General features: G+C 38.0%; 16 protein-coding genes. 8 read left to right on the top strand and 8 right to left on the bottom strand.

Going from position 1 to position 20,390, the window contains the following annotated elements; translation table 11 throughout:
* Positions 1 to 23 precede the first annotated feature (23 nt).
* Positions 24 to 3,584, top strand: a complete 3,561-nt coding sequence (locus LEPBI_RS14520) for a hypothetical protein (protein ID WP_012389890.1) — start codon at positions 24 to 26, stop codon at positions 3,582 to 3,584.
* A gap of 3 nt (positions 3,585 to 3,587) precedes the next feature.
* Here LEPBI_RS14520 and LEPBI_RS14515 read toward each other — a convergent pair whose 3' ends face one another.
* Complete coding sequence (locus LEPBI_RS14515) at positions 3,588 to 4,400, bottom strand: WecB/TagA/CpsF family glycosyltransferase (RefSeq protein ID WP_012389889.1); 813 nt, start codon at positions 4,398 to 4,400, stop codon at positions 3,588 to 3,590.
* A gap of 125 nt (positions 4,401 to 4,525) precedes the next feature.
* On the opposite strand from LEPBI_RS14515, the gene LEPBI_RS14510 reads away from it, so the two are divergent.
* Genes LEPBI_RS14510 through mtnC form a run of 3 tightly spaced genes read left to right on the top strand, consistent with a single transcriptional unit; the run spans position 4,526 to position 7,699 of the window.
* Complete coding sequence (locus LEPBI_RS14510; RefSeq protein ID WP_012389888.1) at positions 4,526 to 5,554, top strand: hypothetical protein; 1,029 nt, start codon at positions 4,526 to 4,528, stop codon at positions 5,552 to 5,554.
* Positions 5,551 to 6,909 (top strand): MFS transporter, encoded by a 1,359-nt coding sequence (locus LEPBI_RS14505; RefSeq protein ID WP_012389887.1) that lies wholly within the window; start codon positions 5,551 to 5,553, stop codon positions 6,907 to 6,909. Before LEPBI_RS14510 ends, LEPBI_RS14505 begins: the two co-directional genes overlap by 4 nt.
* Positions 6,910 to 6,955: 46 nt before the next feature.
* Positions 6,956 to 7,699, top strand: coding sequence for an acireductone synthase (gene mtnC, locus LEPBI_RS14500; RefSeq protein ID WP_012389886.1), 744 nt, complete (start codon positions 6,956 to 6,958; stop codon positions 7,697 to 7,699).
* On the opposite strand, the gene LEPBI_RS14495 is transcribed toward mtnC, so the two are convergent.
* A complete protein-coding gene (locus LEPBI_RS14495; RefSeq protein ID WP_012389885.1) occupies positions 7,696 to 7,926 on the bottom strand; it encodes a hypothetical protein in 231 nt (76 codons plus the stop codon). The genes mtnC and LEPBI_RS14495 overlap by 4 nt on opposite strands.
* A gap of 9 nt (positions 7,927 to 7,935) precedes the next feature.
* Positions 7,936 to 8,508, bottom strand: a complete 573-nt coding sequence (locus LEPBI_RS14490) for a cytochrome c oxidase subunit 3 (protein ID WP_012389884.1) — start codon at positions 8,506 to 8,508, stop codon at positions 7,936 to 7,938.
* A gap of 339 nt (positions 8,509 to 8,847) precedes the next feature.
* On the opposite strand from LEPBI_RS14490, the gene LEPBI_RS14485 reads away from it, so the two are divergent.
* Genes LEPBI_RS14485 through LEPBI_RS14470 form a run of 4 tightly spaced genes read left to right on the top strand, consistent with a single transcriptional unit; the run spans position 8,848 to position 13,515 of the window.
* Positions 8,848 to 9,552, top strand: coding sequence for a c-type cytochrome (locus tag LEPBI_RS14485; RefSeq protein ID WP_012389881.1), 705 nt, complete (start codon positions 8,848 to 8,850; stop codon positions 9,550 to 9,552).
* Between the two features lie 9 nt (positions 9,553 to 9,561).
* Entirely contained in the window at positions 9,562 to 10,911 is a 1,350-nt protein-coding gene (locus LEPBI_RS14480) for a cbb3-type cytochrome c oxidase subunit I (RefSeq protein WP_012389880.1), read from the top strand.
* Positions 10,912 to 10,914: 3 nt separating this feature from the next.
* On the top strand, positions 10,915 to 11,697 hold the full coding sequence (locus LEPBI_RS14475; RefSeq protein WP_012389879.1) for a CbbQ/NirQ/NorQ/GpvN family protein: 783 nt from the start codon (positions 10,915 to 10,917) through the stop codon (positions 11,695 to 11,697).
* A gap of 9 nt (positions 11,698 to 11,706) precedes the next feature.
* Positions 11,707 to 13,515: a nitric oxide reductase activation protein NorD gene (locus tag LEPBI_RS14470; RefSeq protein WP_012389878.1), complete on the top strand. Its 1,809-nt coding sequence runs from the start codon at positions 11,707 to 11,709 to the stop codon at positions 13,513 to 13,515.
* A gap of 42 nt (positions 13,516 to 13,557) precedes the next feature.
* Here the strand turns inward: LEPBI_RS14470 and LEPBI_RS14465 are convergent, their stop codons facing one another.
* Genes LEPBI_RS14465 through fliH form a run of 5 tightly spaced genes read right to left on the bottom strand, consistent with a single transcriptional unit; the run spans position 13,558 to position 20,387 of the window.
* Positions 13,558 to 14,784 carry an NnrS family protein gene (locus tag LEPBI_RS14465; RefSeq protein ID WP_012389877.1) on the bottom strand — a complete coding sequence of 409 codons (1,227 nt, stop codon included), beginning with the start codon at positions 14,782 to 14,784 and terminating at the stop codon, positions 13,558 to 13,560.
* A gap of 50 nt (positions 14,785 to 14,834) precedes the next feature.
* A complete protein-coding gene (locus LEPBI_RS14460; RefSeq protein ID WP_012389876.1) occupies positions 14,835 to 15,461 on the bottom strand; it encodes a Crp/Fnr family transcriptional regulator in 627 nt (208 codons plus the stop codon).
* A 17-nt stretch (positions 15,462 to 15,478) separates the two neighbouring features.
* On the bottom strand, positions 15,479 to 17,482 hold the full coding sequence (locus LEPBI_RS14455) for a 7TM-DISM domain-containing protein (RefSeq protein ID WP_012389875.1): 2,004 nt from the start codon (positions 17,480 to 17,482) through the stop codon (positions 15,479 to 15,481).
* The gene (locus LEPBI_RS14450) at positions 17,479 to 19,467 is read right to left on the bottom strand and encodes a sensor histidine kinase (RefSeq protein WP_012389874.1); all 1,989 of its coding nucleotides are present in this window, start codon (positions 19,465 to 19,467) and stop codon (positions 17,479 to 17,481) included. The genes LEPBI_RS14455 and LEPBI_RS14450 overlap by 4 nt, the downstream gene beginning before the upstream one ends.
* Positions 19,464 to 20,387 carry a flagellar assembly protein FliH gene (fliH, locus tag LEPBI_RS14445; RefSeq protein WP_012389873.1) on the bottom strand — a complete coding sequence of 308 codons (924 nt, stop codon included), beginning with the start codon at positions 20,385 to 20,387 and terminating at the stop codon, positions 19,464 to 19,466. The genes LEPBI_RS14450 and fliH overlap by 4 nt, the downstream gene beginning before the upstream one ends.
* Positions 20,388 to 20,390: the final 3 nt, after the last annotated feature.

Below are 20,390 nucleotides of genomic sequence, written 5' to 3'. Positions count from 1 at the left end.
ATTCATTAGGAATAGACCCTCGCATGGCTGAGCCGATAGACAAATTGAGTCCGGAAGAAATCACACAAATCGAGACGATGTTTTCGGCTCTCAATAAAAATCCTATGTCCTCGGAAGAGCTCAATCCGATGGCGAAGGTTTTACGTGAGAAATTAGGTTACACAAACCCGTTTTCGGGAACTGAAGAACCAGAGGCCACGGACGACGAAACGGCAGACTTACCAGATGATTTTGGTACTCCCGACACAGACGAGGGAGGCGATGCGGATCCCTTTGGTGGTCTCGAGGACGAGGACGATTTTGGTCCTCCCAAACTTTCCAGTAACCAACCAGAAGAAGACGATGGCATCGATTTAGATGAACTTTTGGGTGAAGATAGCCCAAAATCCCAGGAAACGCCCACTCCACAAGCATCCGATTTTGACGATTTGGGGATGGATGCGCCGGACACAGACATGGCAGGAGAGGAAGATCCGTTCTCTTCGGCTCCGGCTACCGACGAAGCAGATCCCTTTGCGAACTTTGATTCGCCGAACGAAGAGACAAACACCACAGATGACCCTTTTGCCAATTTAGATGCCATTGATGAAGCACCGGTGGAAGAAACGAAAGCACCTGAAATTGGAGACGATCCTTTTGCCAATTTAGGGGGCGATGACGACACCACTCCCAAAACCACCGATGAAGATTTATTTGCTGGTTTTGATTCAGGTTCAGACGAACCCCAAGTAGCGACTGATGATTTTGATTTTGGATCTGGAACTGATTCACCACAAGGGGACGATCCATTTGCCGATATGGGTTCCACTCCTACCGATTCCGATGTAGGGGCTTCGTTTGGTGATGATCCATTTGCTGATATGGGTTCCACTCCAACTGATTCAGGAACAGATTCTGGATTTGGTGACGATCCCTTTGCCAATATCGATTCCACTCCCGCGGCAAAAGAAAGCGAACCTGCCGATATCGGTGGAGGGTTTGATGATCCATTCGGTGACCTCGGTGTCGGAATGGAACCACCAAGCCTTGATGATGATCTTGCAGCACCTTCCTTCGATGATTTAGCACCTTCCATTGATGATATGCCTGTTTCCTCCATGGATGACTTCGGTGGAAATGATGAGGGGCCTGGTGGATTTGAAGAAGACCTCATGTCTCTTGGCAAAGAGGAAGAACCAGAAGAATCACTGGAAGCCAATTTAACGGATGAAGAACTTGCAGTCATCCAATCCGAATTACTTCGATACCCGCCAAAACTTCGACGGACAATCATCGATACGATTGTGAACCAAAGGATTCCAGTTCGAAACCAAAAAGAAATCATCGAACTGATTAAGGCCCAACAAAAACCGGAAGACATTGCCAGTTACTTAAGTGGGTTACTCGGCGAACGTGTTGAATTAAGTGATACGAGCGGAAAATTTGCGGCTGATGGTGTACCCATCATTGCCAGTAAAGATGCCTACACCAAAGAAGGTGCTGCTCGAAAACGTGAACTTGTTAGACGAACCATTCTGTCATCTGCTGCCGCTATCTTTTTAGTCTTTGGTTTGGTTACTTTATGGAAGTATGTAATTGTTCCTTATCGTGCCAAAGCCCAATACGCACTGGGTCTTGAAAAAATTGAAGAATTTAGTTATGAAACCGATGCATTAGAAAAGAAAAAATTACTCGCTGATGCAGAGAATTACTTCATCAAAGGGGAAGAAATTTTTCCACATAACTTAGAGTTTTTGAACAAATATTGTAATGCATATACCAAAGCAGGACTCTATGAGCGTGCTTTTGAAAAATGTTTTGGAAAAGTAGAACCTGATTTTGGTTCTGAACCAGAAGACAAAGAACACAAAAGAGCGTGGGAAAACCGCAAAGAAGTACCAAACATCAGTTTTGCGAAAAAAACGGAATGGAATGATGCAGGGATTGAAACTGCAGGCCGCAGGCCACTTCCAGAACTAGCATTTTATTTAACTTCACAAGATAAAGTTCCGCGAAAGGTATTGAAGGCAGGTGCTTATATCGCATCTCGACTCAAATACAATGTTCACGACATCGATACTTATATTGCACTTGGAAACTTTCATTCCTTTCATCGAAAAGATTTTATCGAAGTCCCACCAGGTAGTAATCGTAAAAAATACAAAAACGATCATTTGGCCATCGAATACTTCAAACGAGTGTTTACTGATGGTGGTGATCCTGACAACGTAGATGCCATCGCAGGCATTGCGAAAATCTTTTACAATAAACAAGAGTTTGGAACAGCAGTTAAATACTATAACGATATCATTGAAAAATACCCTAAAAACCCAATTGGGCATGGTGGGATATTATCAACTTATATCGAAATGTGGAAACGTGATAAAAATCCACAATATGTGCTCAATCATCATAGACAGGTTCGTAACGCGTTAAACATTGAGGATGAACTTTCTCTTTTTGTTTTGGCTAAACTTGCTTCCTTCTACATTGATTTGGATTCGGAAGAAGTTCGTATCAAATACAACATCAATCCTGAAGACCAAGTGACGGGTATGGAAATTGATGATAACGTAGAATATTTACTCAATATTGCTTATGGCAAAGATGGTGGATCCAAATTTGCGGAAGGGTATTACCAAAGGGCACGATTTTATTTTAAAAAAGAAGAAGCCGCTCGTGCTTTAAAACAACTGGAACTTGCCTCAACTTACGACATCCGTCATTACTTAGCAGTTTTACTGATGGCTGAGTATTACATCCAAACAGAAAACTATGATGAAGCAGTAAAACTTCTCAGAGAATCGGATGATCGTTACCAAAATTATCGTGATCGTTTAGGAGAAAGAGATGAGGATGAAACCTTACTCGAAGGTAGTCCTGGAAGGATTTCATTTAACTTAGGTAAAATCCAATTTTTGGAAGCAGCTGGCATCAACAAAACAGACAATATACGAGAGTTTCCTGGTAAAAAAGTATATCCAGAAAGAAGTATTGGAACCCTTTCTTACGAAGAAAAAGAGAGACGGAATGGTCTTTTTATGGCACGTGAATCCTTCCTTTCGGCTCTTGATCGGGACATCACAAAAGATCCAAAGATCGTAAGAGAATGTTATTATTATTTAGGTTGGATTGATTATAACCACGGAGATTTTGCGCAAAGTTTGGATTTTTGGGCAGAATTACCAGAAGAAGATATTTATAACAATCCTACCTTATTATTTGGGAAAGGAAATGCATTTTATTATACAAGACAATACAATGCGGCACTTGGCAACTATCTCAAGTTAAAAGATGATTTTGAACTGAAAGAACAAAGCCTTGGACGAATTGATACGGAAAATTCTGATCACAGAGAAGTGTACGAAACTCTTACGGCTCTTTATAATAATATTGGTGCTGTGTATGAGAAAAAACAAGATACCATCAATGCACTCAAATACTATTGGAAGGCGATGGAAACTGCTCGTAAAATAGGTTCTGTGAGTGAAATTGCAAACTCTAACAAAGATTTGGTGTTTGCACGTGCAAAACTTGATAGAGAACCACTACTCGAAGATTGGCTCGCACCAACCCTCGATCGTTTGGATCAGATTAAAAAATAGAGTTTAATGTTTGCGGAATCGTTCGCGGATTCCGAGTAGGATGAAGTAAAAAGTTTCCCCCATCCTTCGGATACGATAAGGTCTTGCGATGATTCGCCATAACCAGATAAGACCTCTTTCTTTGAACCATTCAGGCGCTTTTTTGTCAGCACCAGATAACATATCTAAGGCGCCGCCGACACCGATGACAACTGCTTTGCCAAAGTAACCAGTGTTATTTTCGATCCAAATTTCTTGTTCAGGGAAGTCCATGGCAAGGAAGATGATATCGGGTCCTGTTTTACGGATGGCTTCTTTGACTCGCATTTCACGTTGTCTATCAAGATGGCCAGCATGCCTTCCCACAATGCGAACCTTTGGAAAATGCCTTGTGAGGTTAAAATAAATTCGTTCTACGATTTCGTCTTTGGCACCAAAAATAAATGCCGTAAATTCTTTGAGTTCTGCAAGGCGGATGAGGTCCATCATCACAGCGATTGGGGTCACTCGTTCCTTCAATCGTCCCTTTGTCATCCACCCGATCCCGGCACCTTCCACTAAAATGGTACCTGCTTTTTCCGCAATGCGGTGGAGGGCTTTTTTCGGGCGCATCCTCATGAGTTTGATCGGATCTAAAAACAGTACGTGGTGCATGCCTTCTTTTTTCTCAAGCACGCGGAAGAGTTTGGCAATGGCTTCATCAGTTGTGACATTGTCTATTGGAATTCCCAGAACGTTTAAGGTTTCCAACTTAGAAACATCGATATTCTGGTATTCGAGTAGTATATCTCTCTCGTCTTTTGAGGAATTGTGAACGATTTCGCTCAATTGCTTCATGTAGCCAGGTTTTCCTTTCCTAACTTAAGCATTATGTCCAGTACCTCTCTTGTCGCCTCTAAATTTTTAAAAACTTTCGTTTTTTCACTTGGATTGGAACCGAGAGAACGAGAAAAAGTATCAAAATGTTTCGTCACAATTGTTTTCTCATTTTTTTTGTCCTTCTCCTCTCAAGCGCAAGTTATGCGGAAAAAATATCCATCTTTGGAACCATTCAAAACGGTACAACTAGAGGTATAGGAAAAGCGGACTCGATTCGGATGATGGCCTTACAAGGTGCGATGGTGCCCTTATCGGAAATTGGCCCTCAATCGGGGAAATTTCGGTTTCCCGAAATGGATTTACCAGAGGGTGCTCCCATTCTTTTACAAGTCCAATACCAAGGCGTAAATTATAATAAAATGATCCCGCCAACAACAATGTTTCGTACTTCTCCGCAAGAAATAACTGTCTATGACACTGGGGCCAATCGCAAACAAGTTTCTATCAAGAGCTTAATGCAAGTTATGCGGGAGAAAAAGGGACTTCGTGTTTTTAAATTATTCCTCATTGATAATGCAAGTAATCCTCCCAAATCCTATGATTCCAAATCTGGTGGAGCTTTAGAATATTCGGTAGCAAAGGAAGCCACAGAAATCATGGCACAACTCCAACAACCAGGGAGTAAAATGGCAATCCCTCTGGGTGTGCCTGAAGGGCCAAATGGCGGCAAGATCCTTGACCGTGCCATTTTACCAGGAAGTTCTGAATTACAAGTTTCGTATTTGATTCCGAATTCACAACATTCGTTCAGCGAACGAATGTTAATTGAGTCTGAGAATGGTAAATATCCTATTTTTGTCAAACCACAAGATATGGAAGTGATCACAAATGAAAAAACTCCCGTGGTGAAATTGGACAAAGATGTTCCCAAAGGTCTCAGTGCTTATGTTTTGAATGCACTTGAATTTGGAACAGTGGTGGAGTTTCGCTTTAGAGGTGGAAAGGCCCTTCCTTCTATGGCAAATTCTCCGAATCCTGAGATTTGGAATGGATCGATTTTAACGAGTTGGGATTTATCTTTATTTGCTGTGATTGGATTTTTAGGACTTTTATTCACACTTTCTTTTATTTTTGTCTATCGCAAACAAACAGAAAGGAAAAACAATTTATGAACCAAAACAAATCAAAACAAGAAACCACCTACCTTCGGTTTTTTGGTCTTGCAGAACTTGTGAACCATGGCCCGAGGGGGATATTAGCCTTTTGGATGATTATGGGGATGGCATTCTTTTTGTTTGGCGATCAAAACTTGATAGCACCCAATATGAAAAATATTGGAGCTTCCTTAGGTATCACCGATCCAAACGAAGTGGATTGGAAGTTTGGTGGGATCATTCCTGTTTTGTTTTTTATTTTAGGTGGATTTGTATCCCTTTCAATGGGTTACCTTTCCCAAGCATTTTCTCGCAAAAATTTACTTGTCGCTACAGTACTATTAGGCGAGATTCCTTGTTTTTTGACAGCGTATGCGGAAACTTATGATCAGTTTTTGATCCTAAGAACCCTATGTGGTTTTGGACTTGGTGGGATTTTTCCACTTCTTTTTAGTTTGATTGGAGATTATTTTTCAAGCCAATCTAGAGCGATTGCCACTGGTTATGTGTCACTTGCAATGGGACTTGGTGTTGGGGTAGGTCAGTTACTCGGTGGGATTTTGGGTGGCGCTGATCCGATCAACGGTTGGAGAGCATCATTTATTTATATGTCTGCCCCTTCTTTTTTCTTTGCCGCTGTGTATTTATTATTTTGTAAAGAACCAAAACGTGGTGGTGCCGAAGAAGTGGGAGTGGATGAACTTTCACATAAAATCACACTCAAAGACTTCCGATTGTTATTTCATAACAAAACCAATCTCGGAGCTTTTTTACAAGGCCTTCCTGGTTGTATTCCTTGGGGAGTATTTTTTGTTTATTTAGCCGATTATTACGAACATACTTATCACTTATCCAAAGAAGTTTCAGCAGGAATGATTACCTTTGCAGCTATTGGAATTTTTATAGGAACTTTTTTTGGTGGGGTAATTGGTCAAATTTTATACAATATGAAAAAAACGTACCAACCACTACTGTGTATGGGTACAACATTTTTTGGAGTGTTCCCTGCAGTTCTCTTATTGTATTCGTTTGACATTGTTCCCTATATGGGGCTTTTTATTGCACTCAACATCTTCACTGGGATTATGATTTCTGTCACTGGACCGAATGTAAGGGCAGTACTTCTCAATGTGAATGAACCAAAATCTAGAAGTGCTATCTTTTCGATTTACAACCTAACAGATGATTTAGGAAAAGGACTTGGGCCTGTCATGTCAGCTGTCATACTTGGACTCACGCCTGATCGTGGACTTGCTCTTTCGATCTCCATTCTTTTTTGGATTCCCTGTGCCCTAGCATGGTTTTTGGTATTGTTCAATTATGAAAAAGATGAAGCAAACATGCATTTGATGATGAAACAGAATGTTTCCTAGGTTATCTTTTTGTCCTAAATAATTCAACGGTAACACAATAGATTCAATGCAGATCAAACACAATTTACTTGATATTGAAGGGACAACGGCACCAATCGCCTTTGTCCATCAAATCCTTTTCCCTTATGCTACAAAAAACATCCATCGTTTTTTAAAAGAATACCAACTAACGGAACTTCAGTGGAAAGAAGTCCAAACAGAATTCCAAAAGGATACTTCTTCCGGCGATCCCTTATTCATAGAAAAATTCAGAATTAAAAATGTACCATCGGGCCTGATTGTGAATGAAGTTCCCAATACTCTTTCAAAAGACATGGTTTCAGTGTATTTTGAATATCTGATTGAAAAAGATCGTAAATTTGGTCCGCTGAAAGAGATCCAAGGGAAAATTTGGAAAGAAGGATATGAATCGGGTGAAATCAAAAGTACAGTATTTGATGATGTCCCCAAGTTTTTAAATGACGCAATTCAATCTGGAATCCAAAATCATGTTTACTCTTCAGGCTCCGTTGAGGCACAACATTTGATTTACCAATATTCTGTGTTAGGTGATTTGCGGCAGTATTTTACTATGTACTTTGATACAGCAGTGGGTGGAAAAAGGGAAAAAACAAGTTATGAAAGGATCGCAAGTACACTTGCTGTATCTCCAAGTGAAATTCGTTTTTTTACGGACATTGTCGAGGAAGCGGAAGCTGCAAATGCCACAGGTATGGATGTGGTGATTTTAAATCGACCAGGAAACCTGGCCCAAAAACCACATCCATTCCCGGTTTGGGAACATTTTTAAGTAAAATACCAAATCCCAAACGAATACACAAAGATTAAACTTGAGAAAATCAATTTCCAAAAAAAATGGGCGCGCATTAAATTCATAAACACATACGAAATGAATAGGAATTTGAGAGCACTCATAAGTATCAAGTTCCAATTTCCTGGTACAAAGGAACCAAGTCCGTAAAACGAAAGATAAACGATGAGAAGTAAAATGAGATAAGTCAAAACAATTCGTAACATAAATCCTCCTTATTGGATCAAATACAAAGCTGGATACAAAATCAGCCAGATCAAATCACACATATGCCAAAAAATCGCACCAGCTTCCAAATTCACGAGTTCGATGGTCTTCCGATTCAAAAATACAATGAAAAGGATGATAAGGCCAACTGCCACATGTAAGTAGTGAAATCCTGTTAACAACCAATAGTAACTAAAAAAAACACTTTCGTCTAAAGTAAAACCTAACGTCCATTTATCGTAAAATTCCAAAAGCTTAAGTAGCAAGAACCCCATGCCAAAAAACATGGAAAACAATAATCCATAGAGATACATAGATTCTTTTTGAATTTCTTTGGCATAAACACTCATTGCTAGGAAAAAACCACTTGTGAGAAGGAAGATGGTATTCCAAAACGCAAAACTTCTGTTCAATTGATTTTGCATGGATAAAAATCCCGATGGATTTTGGGTTTTATCATAAACCAAGGAACCAATCCCCATACAAAATGTGATCACTTCTACAAATACAATGAGCCAGATGAGAATTCCTCCTGGTGGGTACCATATCGCATCTTCCTCTTTTTGGTTGGTTGTGTTCATTGGAACTCCTTTTTAGTAAATTTTAAACAATCGAAAATTCAAAACAATGGAATCACTTAATTTGTTAATTCAAATCATATCATTTCACACATCGAATTTACGAAATCAAATTTCTTCCACACATCTTGGAAGTTCCCTTTCGGGAAATCGTTCAAAATGCCCAGCGTACCTTCGTGTTTCGATACACTAATTGATTATAATGATTCCAAGTCTCAATTATATCATTGTTTCCGCTTAAATTTTAAGATAACACAATAAAATGAATAAGGAGTTGATTAGAATCAATGCAAATTGTATAATCTCCACTTACATTTGTAAAATGGAAAAAAGGAGGTAAGGATGCTTTCAAAATCGCAAGCAAGGGCATTCTTTCTGGGTGGAACGTTTTTGTTCAGTGCTATCTTTGTGTTCCTCACAATAGATTCTGTGCGACAAAACGATACCCGTACCAATGCGCAAAACTTAACGGAAGATGTGCTAAAAGGGAAAGAAATTTGGGAAAAAAACAATTGTATGGGATGCCATACGTTACTTGGGGAAGGAGCATATTACGCTCCTGATTTGACAAAGGTTGTCGAAAGACGTGGTGTGAGTTGGATCGATGTGTTCTTAGATGATCCGCAAGCCATGTTCCCTGGAGAACGAAAGATGGTGAAATACAATTTTACCAAAGAAGAAAAAGGACAAGTCATCGCATTTTTGGATTGGGTTGGAAAAATTGATGCAAACGGTTGGCCTCCAAAACCGAATATCCCAGTTGATTCGATCGCAACAGCTGTTCCTTCGCAAACAACTGCAAACGTTGTCAAAGTGGCACAACCAGAAAAGTTTTCACAACTTTGTGTCGCCTGTCATGCAGTAGGTGGTAAAGGTGGAAATGTGGGACCGGCACTTGACCATGTGGGATCAAAGTTTGATGCCGATTACCTCAATCGATGGTTAATCGACCCACAAGCAATCAAACCGGGAACAAATATGCCGAAGTTGCCGTTAAGTGATACAGAAAGAAAGGACATCGTCACTTATCTTTCTGCATTAAAATAAGGAGAAACAATGAGATTCCAATCACAAAAGGTCGCATATTGGTTCTTTGCAACTTGTATGTTACTCTTATCGTTACAAATCGTTTATGGTTTTATCATGGGTTTTGCTCGTATCGGAATGGATGGATTACACGATTACATTCCATTTAACACGGCACGTGCGACACATACCAATTTACTCGTCGTTTGGTTATTAACAGGATTTATGGGTGCTGCGTATTACATCATCCCGGAAGAATCTGATAGGGAATTATACAGTGTAAAACTTGCTTATATCCAACTCATTTCTTGGGTTGTTGTAGGTGTTGTTGCCATTGTTGGTTTCCATTTTAATTGGTGGGAAGGAAGAAAGTTTTTGGAAATTCCAAGACCTCTTGATTACCTTGTAGTAGTCAACGTTCTAACCTTTCTTTTTAACATTGCTATGACAATTTGGGAAGCCAAAAAAAGAAGTACAACACAACTTGTCCTCTTCTTTGGTCTGTTATGTGCTGCTCTATTGTACCTCCCAGGTATGATTTACTTCGACAACCAAACTCTCGATTCCTACTTTCGTTGGTGGGTCGTTCACCTTTGGGTAGAAGGAGTTTGGGAACTCATCATGGGTGGTATCTTAGCATTTTTACTCATCAAACTCACGGGAGTGGATAGAGAAGTCATTGAAAAATGGTTGTATGTTGTTGTTGGTCTCACTTTCCTTTCTGGAATTTTGGGAACGGGACACCATTACTATTGGATCGGAACACCGAAGTATTGGCTCATGGTGGGTGGGATTTTCTCCGCGTTAGAACCGCTTGCCTTCCTTGGAATGGCGATTTGGGCACTCAATATGTACCGAAAAAAAGGAAAAGACCATCCAAACAAAATTGCACTCTATTGGACACTTGGCAGTGCCATGATGTCTTTTATTGGAGCGGGTTTTCTTGGTTTTGCTCATACTTGGCCTGCGGTCAACCAATGGACACATGGAACTCTTGTCACCGCGATGCACGGACACCTTGCCTTCTGGGGAGCCTACGCTATGTTAGTGTTAGCTGTGATTTCATATGCCATGCCAAACATGACAGGAAGAAAATTGTTTACTGGAATGTCTGGATATTTAGCATTTTGGGCTTCGAACATTGGAATGTTAGGGATGACAGGTGCACTCGCTGTGGCAGGGATCACACAGGTATATCTCGAACGTAAATTGGGAATGGACTTTCTTGTCGTACAAAAAGAAATCATTTTCCATTTTTACGGAATGTTACTTGCGGCGACCCTCTTTACGATTGGCATCACATACTTTATTGTGGATTTCATTCGACATGGACTTCCATCTAACGAAGCACTTGGAAAAAATGTAGGTGATCTAGATTAACTTATGTTAACAACAAAAATTCCCTATTACGAACCAATCGGTAAGGAAGTGGAAATTTTTCAAATGGCGGCGGAGAATTCTCTGCCGCTTTTGTTAAAAGGTCCTACTGGCTCCGGTAAATCTCGATTTTTAGAATTTATGGCACACCAAATGGGCCGTAAACTCATCACCATATTATGTAATGATGAAACCTCGGCTGTGGATTTGGTGGGACGCTTCCTTGTGAAGGGTTCTGATACCGTTTGGATGGATGGTCCTCTCACTACTGGTGTCAAAGAAGGTGCGATTGTGTATTTAGACGAAATTGCGGAGGCAAGGCCAGATACTCTTGTCACGATTCATTCCCTTACCGATCACAGGCGGACATTGTTTATTGAACGCAAGAACGAAGAAGTGATCGCCCATCCAAACTTTTTACTCGTTGCCTCTTATAATCCTGGATACCAAAAAGGGTTCAAAGAACTAAAACCATCCACCAAACAAAGGTTTTTGGGAATGGACTTTCCGTATCCTAAACCATCTGTAGAAGAAAAAATCATTGTAGGAGAAACAGGAATCTCAGAATCAATTTCCAAAAAATTGGTCCAATACGCCAATTTGGTTCGACATAAACCGGAGTTAGGTTTAGCGGAAACCGTTTCTACTCGTTTACTTGTTTCCTGTGCCAAATTAATCGCAAAAGGCCTTCCTTCTCGGTTAGCAGGTCGAACTGCCATTATCTTACCTTTAACAGATGATGATGACACTGTTACGGCCTTACAAGATAGTTTTGATTTAATCTTTTAGGATCAAATTTTGGAATGGGATCAATTTGTATTTTACCAAGGCCACAAACTTTGGAAAAAGTTAAAAACTAAGTTAACTCCACCGAGTCCTTACTTTCCATACCAAATGGAAACAGAGGAAATCAAAATCATCAAATACCTACAAACCTTACGTTTGGAAACGACCTCCATTGTTTATGGAGGGGTAGTGGTTTCGCTTGGCGAAAACTTTTTAAAATTTCCAGAAGTGATCCACTGGTATGAGAAGGAATTGGATACAAAAAAACAGGTTCGGATCCTACTTGCCTATTTATCTTACCTCTTTGATTTAAATTCACCTAACACGAACTTAACAACTACTTTCTCCAAACAGGAAGTACCGCTAACGAATCTAAAAAAAACAGAAACACAAGAACGGAAAGCGATCGAAGAACAAACTTTTTACCAAAACTTTCGTTCCTTTTTGAAAGTATTCCCTGGTGTTCGGAGTGATTGGAAAGAGATTCGAAAAGAACGTTTGTTACTTCGAAAAAAAGATCCAAAACAGTATACAAACATTATCTCTCATTTTTACAAAGCCAAATTCTCTCTCACCCATTCAAGAATGAACTTTCCCATAGGGAAAGACTTTGTTTCCGCAAAACAAAATCAAAAAATAGAATCCAAAGAATCCAAACAAAAATTGGATCCAAGTGATGCTGAAATTTTGGAAGTGGATGAGAAAAAAATCGAAGAATATACCTTAGGGCATAATTTTGAAAAGATTGAAACGGTAGAAGAGTTTGATGGGCAATGGCGAGACATCGATGGCGAAGAGGATATGGAAGAAGAGGAGGCCCTAGAGGAACTCAATCTCAAACACATCATCCGAACCGAAGACCCGGTTCATACAACAAGAACTAGTGAATCAGGATCTGGTACCTTACTTGAAATTTTAGAAGATACAAGTAATGAAAAACCATTTTTGTATCCAGAATGGGATTACAAACAAAAGAAATACAAACCTAGTTACTGTTCTGTGGTAGAAGAGTTTCCCAAGTCAATGGATCATTCGTATACAGCGAATGTATTAGAAAAACAACATCGTACACTTTTACTTTTAAAGAAAAAAATGACGGCACTTCTCAACCAAACACGGATCAAAAAAAGATTGGTATCTGGTGCTGATATCGACTTGGATGCACTTGTGGATCGTTATGCGGACTTAAAAGCGAAAAAAAGTCCGTCAGAAGCCATTTATATGAATCCCATTCGTGATGTTTCAGACATTGCATTGTATTTTCTAATGGACCTTAGTTTGTCTACGGACTCCTGGATTCATGATAAACGTGTGTTGGATGTCGAAAGGGAAAGTTTGTTACTCTTTTCGGAATGTTTGGATGAACTAAAAATTCCTTTCGGGATTGCTGGATTCTATTCTCGCACTAGAAATCACAATCAGTTCATTCACCTAAAACAAATGAATGAATCCTGGATGGGAGTCCGGGATCGTTTGGGCCCATTGTCACCCATTGGATATACTAGGGTTGGACCATCGCTTAGGCACACCAATGAACTGCTCAAAAATTGTGGTTATAAACAAAAATGGATTATCTTAATCACAGATGCTAGGCCAAACGATTATGACCAGTATGAAGGAAAGTATGGCATTGAAGATGTCAATAAAGCCGTCGGTGAATGTCTGTTAAATGGAGTTCAAGTATACACGCTGGCAATTGGTAAAGAAGAAAAACCAACAATTCCTGCCATGATGCGAAACGCAAGTTACCAAATGTTATTCCATCCGGAAAGGCTACTCGATTCCTTACAGGAATTTTTTCGAAGAGCCATTCGCGTTTGATTTAGATTTTTACCATCGTAACCATCGAATTCACATCTTGTGCTAAGATGGTTTTCCATCTGGACGTTTGGAAAATAGAATGAGTGAGTATTGGATCGAAAAAATCAAGAAACACAAAATCCATCCAATACCCGATAAATAATAAGCATACTTGTATTCATTGAATAAGGGTAAAAATACTCGAAAAATTACAGATAAATTGAGTACAACATAAGCAAACACAGTGAGTGGTGATGCCACAATGGTTCTACCGGTATGACCCAAACTCACACGAGTGATCATTCCATAAATAAAGACTCCGAGACCACCTACAGTTAAACTATGAATGGCTGAAGAGATGGGAAATAGATTTAAATCGGATAAACTATAGAATAAAAATCCCAAACAAACCCAAAAGTATCCGAGATGTAAGATCCATAGAATCGGCCTTTGGTAGGACTTCCAAGGTTTCCAAGAAAAATAACGAATGGAGTTGGCCACAAATAAAAGAAATCCAATTAAAAATGAAACCAAAGCCAGAATCGAAATTCCATTGAAGATACGAAGACTCATAGATCCAAAACTGCTAGATTCGAAAAACCCTTGGAACCATTTTGATACATAGAAAACATAAGGCAGATACAAGAGTCCTATTTCTAGATTTGGCATCCGTTTGAATGAATAACCTTGGATAACAACACCAGTAAAGAATGGAACCACTCGACCACCAATGATGAGAATCAGAAACAAAACAACAAAAATACTAAGGTGTATGTAGAGCAATGTTTGTTCTGGATTGAGAAACGAATATGCTGATAATGCACTTAGGATATGAAAGATTGTAAAAAATACATAATGGTATAATATGGGTCGGTTGTGTTTTTGAGTCGGAACAATTAATTTTGGGTAGAGTAAATAGATGACAAAGATGTCAGAACAAATATCAAATCCAAAGGATAAATATCCCAAAAAACCAAACGAATAAAATGAAAATCTTCCTAATAACCAAAAGAGTAAAAGATAAAATAGATTTTCGCCCTTTAAAATTGTGGAGTTGGTCCAGTTCTGAACGGCAGTGAACAAAAAACCTAACACGATGGCTTTGGTAAAACCAAATACCATTTCATATGAATGCCAGTGAATCGCATTGACTTGGATTGGATTTGTGATTATATTCGAAAGTACGAATAACCAAATACTTAAAATAATGATTCCGAACAATGATCCGAACCAAAAAAAAGGTCGAAATGCTGTATTCCAAAAACTGAGTTGAAAAAACAAATTCTTCATATTTTGATACTAACCTAAATCAGTATCATTTCCTTGATACAAATCAAGTACTAAGCCAAAATTTTCAAGAGTCCTTCTTTGTCTAGGATTGTGATTTCACCTCTTTGTGTATCCACCAAACCTTGGTCTTTCAGTTGTTTTAAAATTCTTGAAAAAGTTTCAGGCCGAAGATACAACAAAGATGCCATTTGTGTTTGTTTTAATGCGAGAGAATCCGGAGTTCCATAAAATAAAAAATGAGCCACACGTTGCATCGCATCCATCGTGAGGCCTCGGTTGATGGCAAGATTTAATGTATCAATTTTATTCATCAATGAATGCATTAGTATATGATTGAGTGCGATGCTGGAATTCAATCGACTTTGAACTTCTGTGAGTGGCATTCTAAGAATGGTACTTTTTTTGGTGAATCGAGCTGAAGCGGGATAAGGGATTCCTTGGATCACAGCCCACTCAGCGATGATACTCACTGGTCTAAAAAAAGTTAATGTCACTTCATTCATGTTACCATCGTATTTGAATACTTGCAGATCACCATTGACCAAAAGATCCATATGGGTTACTTCATCACCTGAATGGAATAAAAATTCATCCTTATCAAACGTTAATTCTTTACAAGCCTCAAATGCTTTTAGAAGTGATTCTGGACTTTGTTTGGTAAGGTATTTAATGATCATTGATTCAGTTGTATTCTTTACTTTTTCTTTTTAAAGTTTGGGATTTTAATTTCTGTTTCTTTCAGAAACTTAAAAATTCGTTTTAAGGTGACTCTCCAATCTTCTTTTTCTGATTTTTTGGTGTTTAGATTTGCGTTTGGTATACCATTAGAATCTTTGATTGGTTGTAATTCTGAGATTGGTACAATGGCAGCAATTCCTAAATCTATTTTTAAATATTTTTTCTTGATGATTTTGAAATCAATTTTAGCACCTAACAATCTTACGATTTCTAATATAATCGCCCATTTTACTTTAATTGGAGTGAGTTGGTTATAATTTTCGGTCAGTTCATTGAATAGTTTTTGTGCAACTTTTGAATTGTTATGAAATAATAAAAATCGGAAATGCACATTTCCTTTTAAATCTTGCGTAATGATCAAATCATTATGATTGAACTCTTTGAATGGCGGGAAATCGACAAGTCTTACTACAACAGAGTTGATTAGGTCCAAACTATTATAAATTTCTGTTTCAGGATTTACTTTGATAGAATAAGTGATATCATCTTCTGGAATCACATCGTTGATAAAAGAAATAAAATTAACTTGCTCTTTGAATGGAACTTCTTTTAAAACTTCTAATCTTGAAAGTTCAATGATATCATCCATCACATTGTCAATGGAAGATTGAACATCGGTTACTTCTTTCACTAGGTTTTTATCTTTCGTTTTTTGTGTAGACTCTCTGTATGCAGAAAGTTTTTCTTTCATCAATTTTAACGGACCCGATATCATCGCATCCATATAAAAGAATATTTTTTCTCTGAGAGAATCTGCTTCTTTTAGTCTCTCATATCGATTTTGTAGTTTTCGTTTCATCATTAAAAACTGAAATCGAAGAGCAAGAGTCATTAAAATCAAATATACTAAAAAACTAGTTTCAAGAGAAGAAGGTGAATTTAAATAACCTCGTTCAATTAATATTTCTTTGAGAATTGAATACAGAAGGTATACAAGTGCCAATAAATGGATTGTTGAACCTCTTTTTTGTTCACGAAATTTAATGATCGTTACGTAGATAGCATAACCAATTACTGCGAGTAAATGGATATCCCAATAACCGATAAAGTTGTACCAAAAAACGGGGTTTTGAATGATGAGAAAAACAGCGATAAAGAAAAATTGTAATAAAAGATAAATTCTTTGGTATCTGAAAGGTTTTAACTCGAAAAAATCTTGTATGAATTTTATAAAACCATAGGGAAGGATGAATAAAAAAGAATATTCCAAAAATTTTAAAATTGCAAAATGATTCAAAATTAAAAATCGAACTTCGTTTTTGCAAAGTTCGTAACCAGAAAATATTAAAGCCAAAATACTAAAGCTCAAATATTCTTTTTTATCTCTCAAATTAAAGAAATTGATAAAGAAAAACAATGCGATGAATAGATAAAATCCAACGAATATCAATTCAACAAGTGAATCATATAGATTCCCATTGATTGCTTCTTCATATGTAACAATTCGTATCGGACCTGTGATGATCCCAGCTGATGTTGATAATGCAGAATCAATTTTGATGATAAGAACATTTTCACCTTCGAGCAACAAATCGTGAGGAATCGGGTAAATGCGAGGTCTACCAAATGCATACTCTTCTGGGTCTTTTCCAAAAGCGGAATTGTTTTTTCCAATGAGCACGCCATTTACAAAAACTTCATCGGATTGGTAAACTTTTCCTAGTTGCAGCGCTAAGGATTTTTGGTGTTGTTCTGTTGTGATTTCAAAACTTTTTCGAATCCAAATGGATCCTCGATATGATTTGTTAAGGTTTCTAAAATTATTGGGAACAACGATTATATCTAGATTATTTGGATTAAATTCAGGATTTAATAAATCGGCATTATCATTGAAGTAAATTCCCCAGTCTTCTCCATCTAATCTAAGTACTACGGTATTTTCATCTGTTGTACGAGAACAATTTAGAGAAAGGAAAAATAAACAAAATATAAGGATACGATTGAAGGGTAAGGATTTCATTTTTTTGGTTTCTCTGGGATTCGGATCGTGAACTTTGCTCCCATTCCTTCGCTTGATTTTAAACTTACAGTTCCTGATAAGAAGTTTGTTGATGCCTCAACTAAAGTTAAACCAATTCCGGCACCAGGGATTTCATTTTTTTTGTCATGGTATCCTCTGACAAATTTTTGAAATATGGTTTCCATCTCGAGTTGGCTTAGACCCATTCCTTCGTCCATTACGATCAATTGGTGAAATCCATCTCGATTATAAAATTCGATATGAATGTCTGTTTTGGGATCTGTATATTGATAGGCGTTTTCTACAAGGTTACGTAAAATACAAAAAAACAATTCTTTTGGGAAATAAATTTCCAGATCTTTTGGTTTTACATCGATGAAGGCATTTTTTCTATGTTGGCCTAAATGATTTTCAACACTCGCAACACAATTTTTAATCAATTCAGAAACAGAAAATGTTTCATAAAAAGGAATATAGGTTCTTTCTTCTAGTTTTCTAAGTAAAATTGCTTCTTCGACCATATAACTCATATAGGATATGTGGTCTTCTGCTTGTTTGATCGGGTCTCCCGTTTGTTTTGGAGAAGGAGATGTTTTGATTTTTTTCTTAGCGGCTTTTTTTGCTGTCGTTTTGCCGGCTTGCTTTATCGAAATTTTCCCTTGATTGGTTGTAATGTTATCAATCGCAGTTTTGATTTTTTCCATTCCTGATTTAAATTCGGAAGATAGATTGATCAAAAATCCAGTTTTAACTCTTTCCATTTGGATGAGTTCTTTCTCTTGTCCAATATAGTTTTCTAATCCGAGGACAATATCATTGGATAGTTGAATCGAAATCATGACGAGGAAAATTAAAAAACCTAAATACAAAGTACCAGGCATTGAAATGATGATTTCTAATGCGGACAAACTATCAATTAGGATGGTTGGTAATAAACAAGCGATTCCGATTAAGATGAACTTTACTTTTTTGATATTGGTCGTTCCATTCTTTACAAATAAATAAACCACAAGTCCCATAGCAATAGGCAATGCATAATTGAAGAGCGCAATGACAAGGATCCATGTCTTAGGATTTCTAAAGAACAAGGTAATGATAAATAAAACGGAAAGGAATACCTCATAAACGAGTAACACCATATTTCGTTTCATCTTTAAATATTGGTGCATAAAGTTGATGAAAAAAACTGGCAAACAGATCAAAACTAGAAGTTCGGTTACATAGGACCAGGTGAAACTTTCAAATAAAATATCTCGGTGTTGGGTACGAATGAGTACATAAATACCCATAAAAATGGAAAATAAAGCAAAGAAAAAGTTTTCACCTGCTCTTCCGCGAACAATCGATCCCACTAAAAAATAAATCCCCATAAATATGAAGACATAACCGCAAACCATTGCAAAAAGTTCTTTCGAAAAAACTTCTTCACGTAACAAACGTTCTTTGGCAATTTTAGGAGCTTCTTTTAATCCGTTTAAATTGGTTGCGGCATATATTCTGATTGCCATAACATTTAAACCAGGTTTTAATAAATGTGTGGGAAGAGAATAAATTCTAATTTTTTGAAAATCTACCTCCATTCGAGGTAGGACTGCTCCTGTTTTATCAATCAATGTTCCATTCAGATAGAACTCATCGATGTCACGAATCCTCCCCAATTGGATGGCAATTGGTTCAACGGGAGTTGTATAATTGTCAGGTAAATAAAAAGAACAACGATACCAATGATACCCTGTTAGGTTTTCCGTTTTGGAAATTCCATAATCAGGAACAGATCGTTTGACCCAAAACGTATCTTCGACTGACTCATCTCGCCAATCTAAATTGTCTCCTTTTCGGAATAACCAATCTGTTTTTAAAACTACAGGTTTTTCAAATGAGGAGATCATGGTTCCGCAAGGTTCTGCCACCAAACTGACAACAGTTGGTGACAAAAACAATGAGATACCAAATAAAAATTGGAAAAATCGGCTCTTCGAAATCATATTGGTTCTACGTTTCGAATTGCCTCTTCGATTTCTTTTAACTGAGTGGAAATCCTTGCGTCGATTGCACCCACATCTGTCTCAATGATGACCCCACCACGATCGACACGTGAGTCTTCATAGATATTAACTTTTCTGAGTGATTCCATGAGTTTGATGAGTTCGTCTTTGTGAGCAGTTGTGAGTTCAAGGTCTGCGAAGTTAACGCGGATATCGATACGATCTCGATCTTTGATACGTTTCATTGCCTCGCGAATGTTATTGAGAACAATTTCCTTACGTTCTATAATTTCATCTTTGATTACTTTTCGTGCAATCACAAGAATCATTTCAACCATCTGCTTTTCGGAAGCTGCTATCATTTCTTCACGGATGTCAATTGCCTTACCGATGATGGTTCCGAGTCGGTCAATGAGTCGTCTCACTTCCCCTTGGCCTTTTTTAAAACCAACCTCACGACCCGCATCATATCCTTTTTGGTATGCCTCGTGTTCGATCTCAGCCTGTTTCATTTCGGCTTCTTTGATCATACGTTCGACTTCCATCTTGGCACGATCTAAGATCTGTTCTGCTTTGGCTCGACCAGAGTCTTCTTCTAATTTGATTTTTTCTTTGGAGTCTTGGACCATTTGGAAGGCTTTCGTCCTTCCTTCATCTTCTATGGCCTTTGCTTGTTTTTTTGCGTCTTCTAATAATTGGCGAACTTGTTCTTCTGTTTCTTGACGATACCTTTGGAGTTCCGCTTCGATTTCTTCAATCGATGGACCTTGGTATTGTTCTATGATATTCCCTTCTTGGTCTATCTCGAAATCTTCTTGTTCGTCTGTTTTATGAAATTTTTTGTACTTATCAGGAAGTTGGATTTCAACTTCTTCTTGTAAGTCGGCAATTTGAATGGGTTTAAAAACTAGTTTTGCCATATC

The sequence above is a fragment of the Leptospira biflexa serovar Patoc strain 'Patoc 1 (Paris)' genome (assembly GCF_000017685.1).
Classification (GTDB): domain Bacteria; phylum Spirochaetota; class Leptospiria; order Leptospirales; family Leptospiraceae; genus Leptospira_A; species Leptospira_A biflexa.
The sequence above is the reverse complement of the archived record's forward strand: the minus strand, read 5'-3'. Positions and strand labels throughout refer to the sequence as shown.

Excerpts from the sequence above, each read along its gene's own strand:
- LEPBI_RS14485 (WP_012389881.1), top strand. The coding sequence starts at position 8,848 with ATGCTTTCAAAATCGCAAGCAAGGGCATTCTTTCTGGGTGGAACGTTT.
- LEPBI_RS14455 (WP_012389875.1), bottom strand. The coding sequence starts at position 17,482 with ATGAAATCCTTACCCTTCAATCGTATCCTTATATTTTGTTTATTTTTC.
- LEPBI_RS14475 (WP_012389879.1), top strand. The coding sequence starts at position 10,915 with ATGTTAACAACAAAAATTCCCTATTACGAACCAATCGGTAAGGAAGTG.
- LEPBI_RS14460 (WP_012389876.1), bottom strand. The coding sequence starts at position 15,461 with ATGATCATTAAATACCTTACCAAACAAAGTCCAGAATCACTTCTAAAA.
- LEPBI_RS14490 (WP_012389884.1), bottom strand. The coding sequence starts at position 8,508 with ATGAACACAACCAACCAAAAAGAGGAAGATGCGATATGGTACCCACCA.
- mtnC (WP_012389886.1), top strand. The coding sequence starts at position 6,956 with ATGCAGATCAAACACAATTTACTTGATATTGAAGGGACAACGGCACCA.
- LEPBI_RS14505 (WP_012389887.1), top strand. The coding sequence starts at position 5,551 with ATGAACCAAAACAAATCAAAACAAGAAACCACCTACCTTCGGTTTTTT.
- LEPBI_RS14510 (WP_012389888.1), top strand. The coding sequence starts at position 4,526 with ATGTTTCGTCACAATTGTTTTCTCATTTTTTTTGTCCTTCTCCTCTCA.
- LEPBI_RS14515 (WP_012389889.1), bottom strand. The coding sequence starts at position 4,400 with ATGAAGCAATTGAGCGAAATCGTTCACAATTCCTCAAAAGACGAGAGA.
- LEPBI_RS14480 (WP_012389880.1), top strand. The coding sequence starts at position 9,562 with ATGAGATTCCAATCACAAAAGGTCGCATATTGGTTCTTTGCAACTTGT.
- LEPBI_RS14495 (WP_012389885.1), bottom strand. The coding sequence starts at position 7,926 with ATGTTACGAATTGTTTTGACTTATCTCATTTTACTTCTCATCGTTTAT.
- LEPBI_RS14465 (WP_012389877.1), bottom strand. The coding sequence starts at position 14,784 with ATGAAGAATTTGTTTTTTCAACTCAGTTTTTGGAATACAGCATTTCGA.
- LEPBI_RS14450 (WP_012389874.1), bottom strand. The coding sequence starts at position 19,467 with ATGATTTCGAAGAGCCGATTTTTCCAATTTTTATTTGGTATCTCATTG.
- LEPBI_RS14520 (WP_012389890.1), top strand. The coding sequence starts at position 24 with ATGGCTGAGCCGATAGACAAATTGAGTCCGGAAGAAATCACACAAATC.
- fliH (WP_012389873.1), bottom strand. The coding sequence starts at position 20,387 with ATGGCAAAACTAGTTTTTAAACCCATTCAAATTGCCGACTTACAAGAA.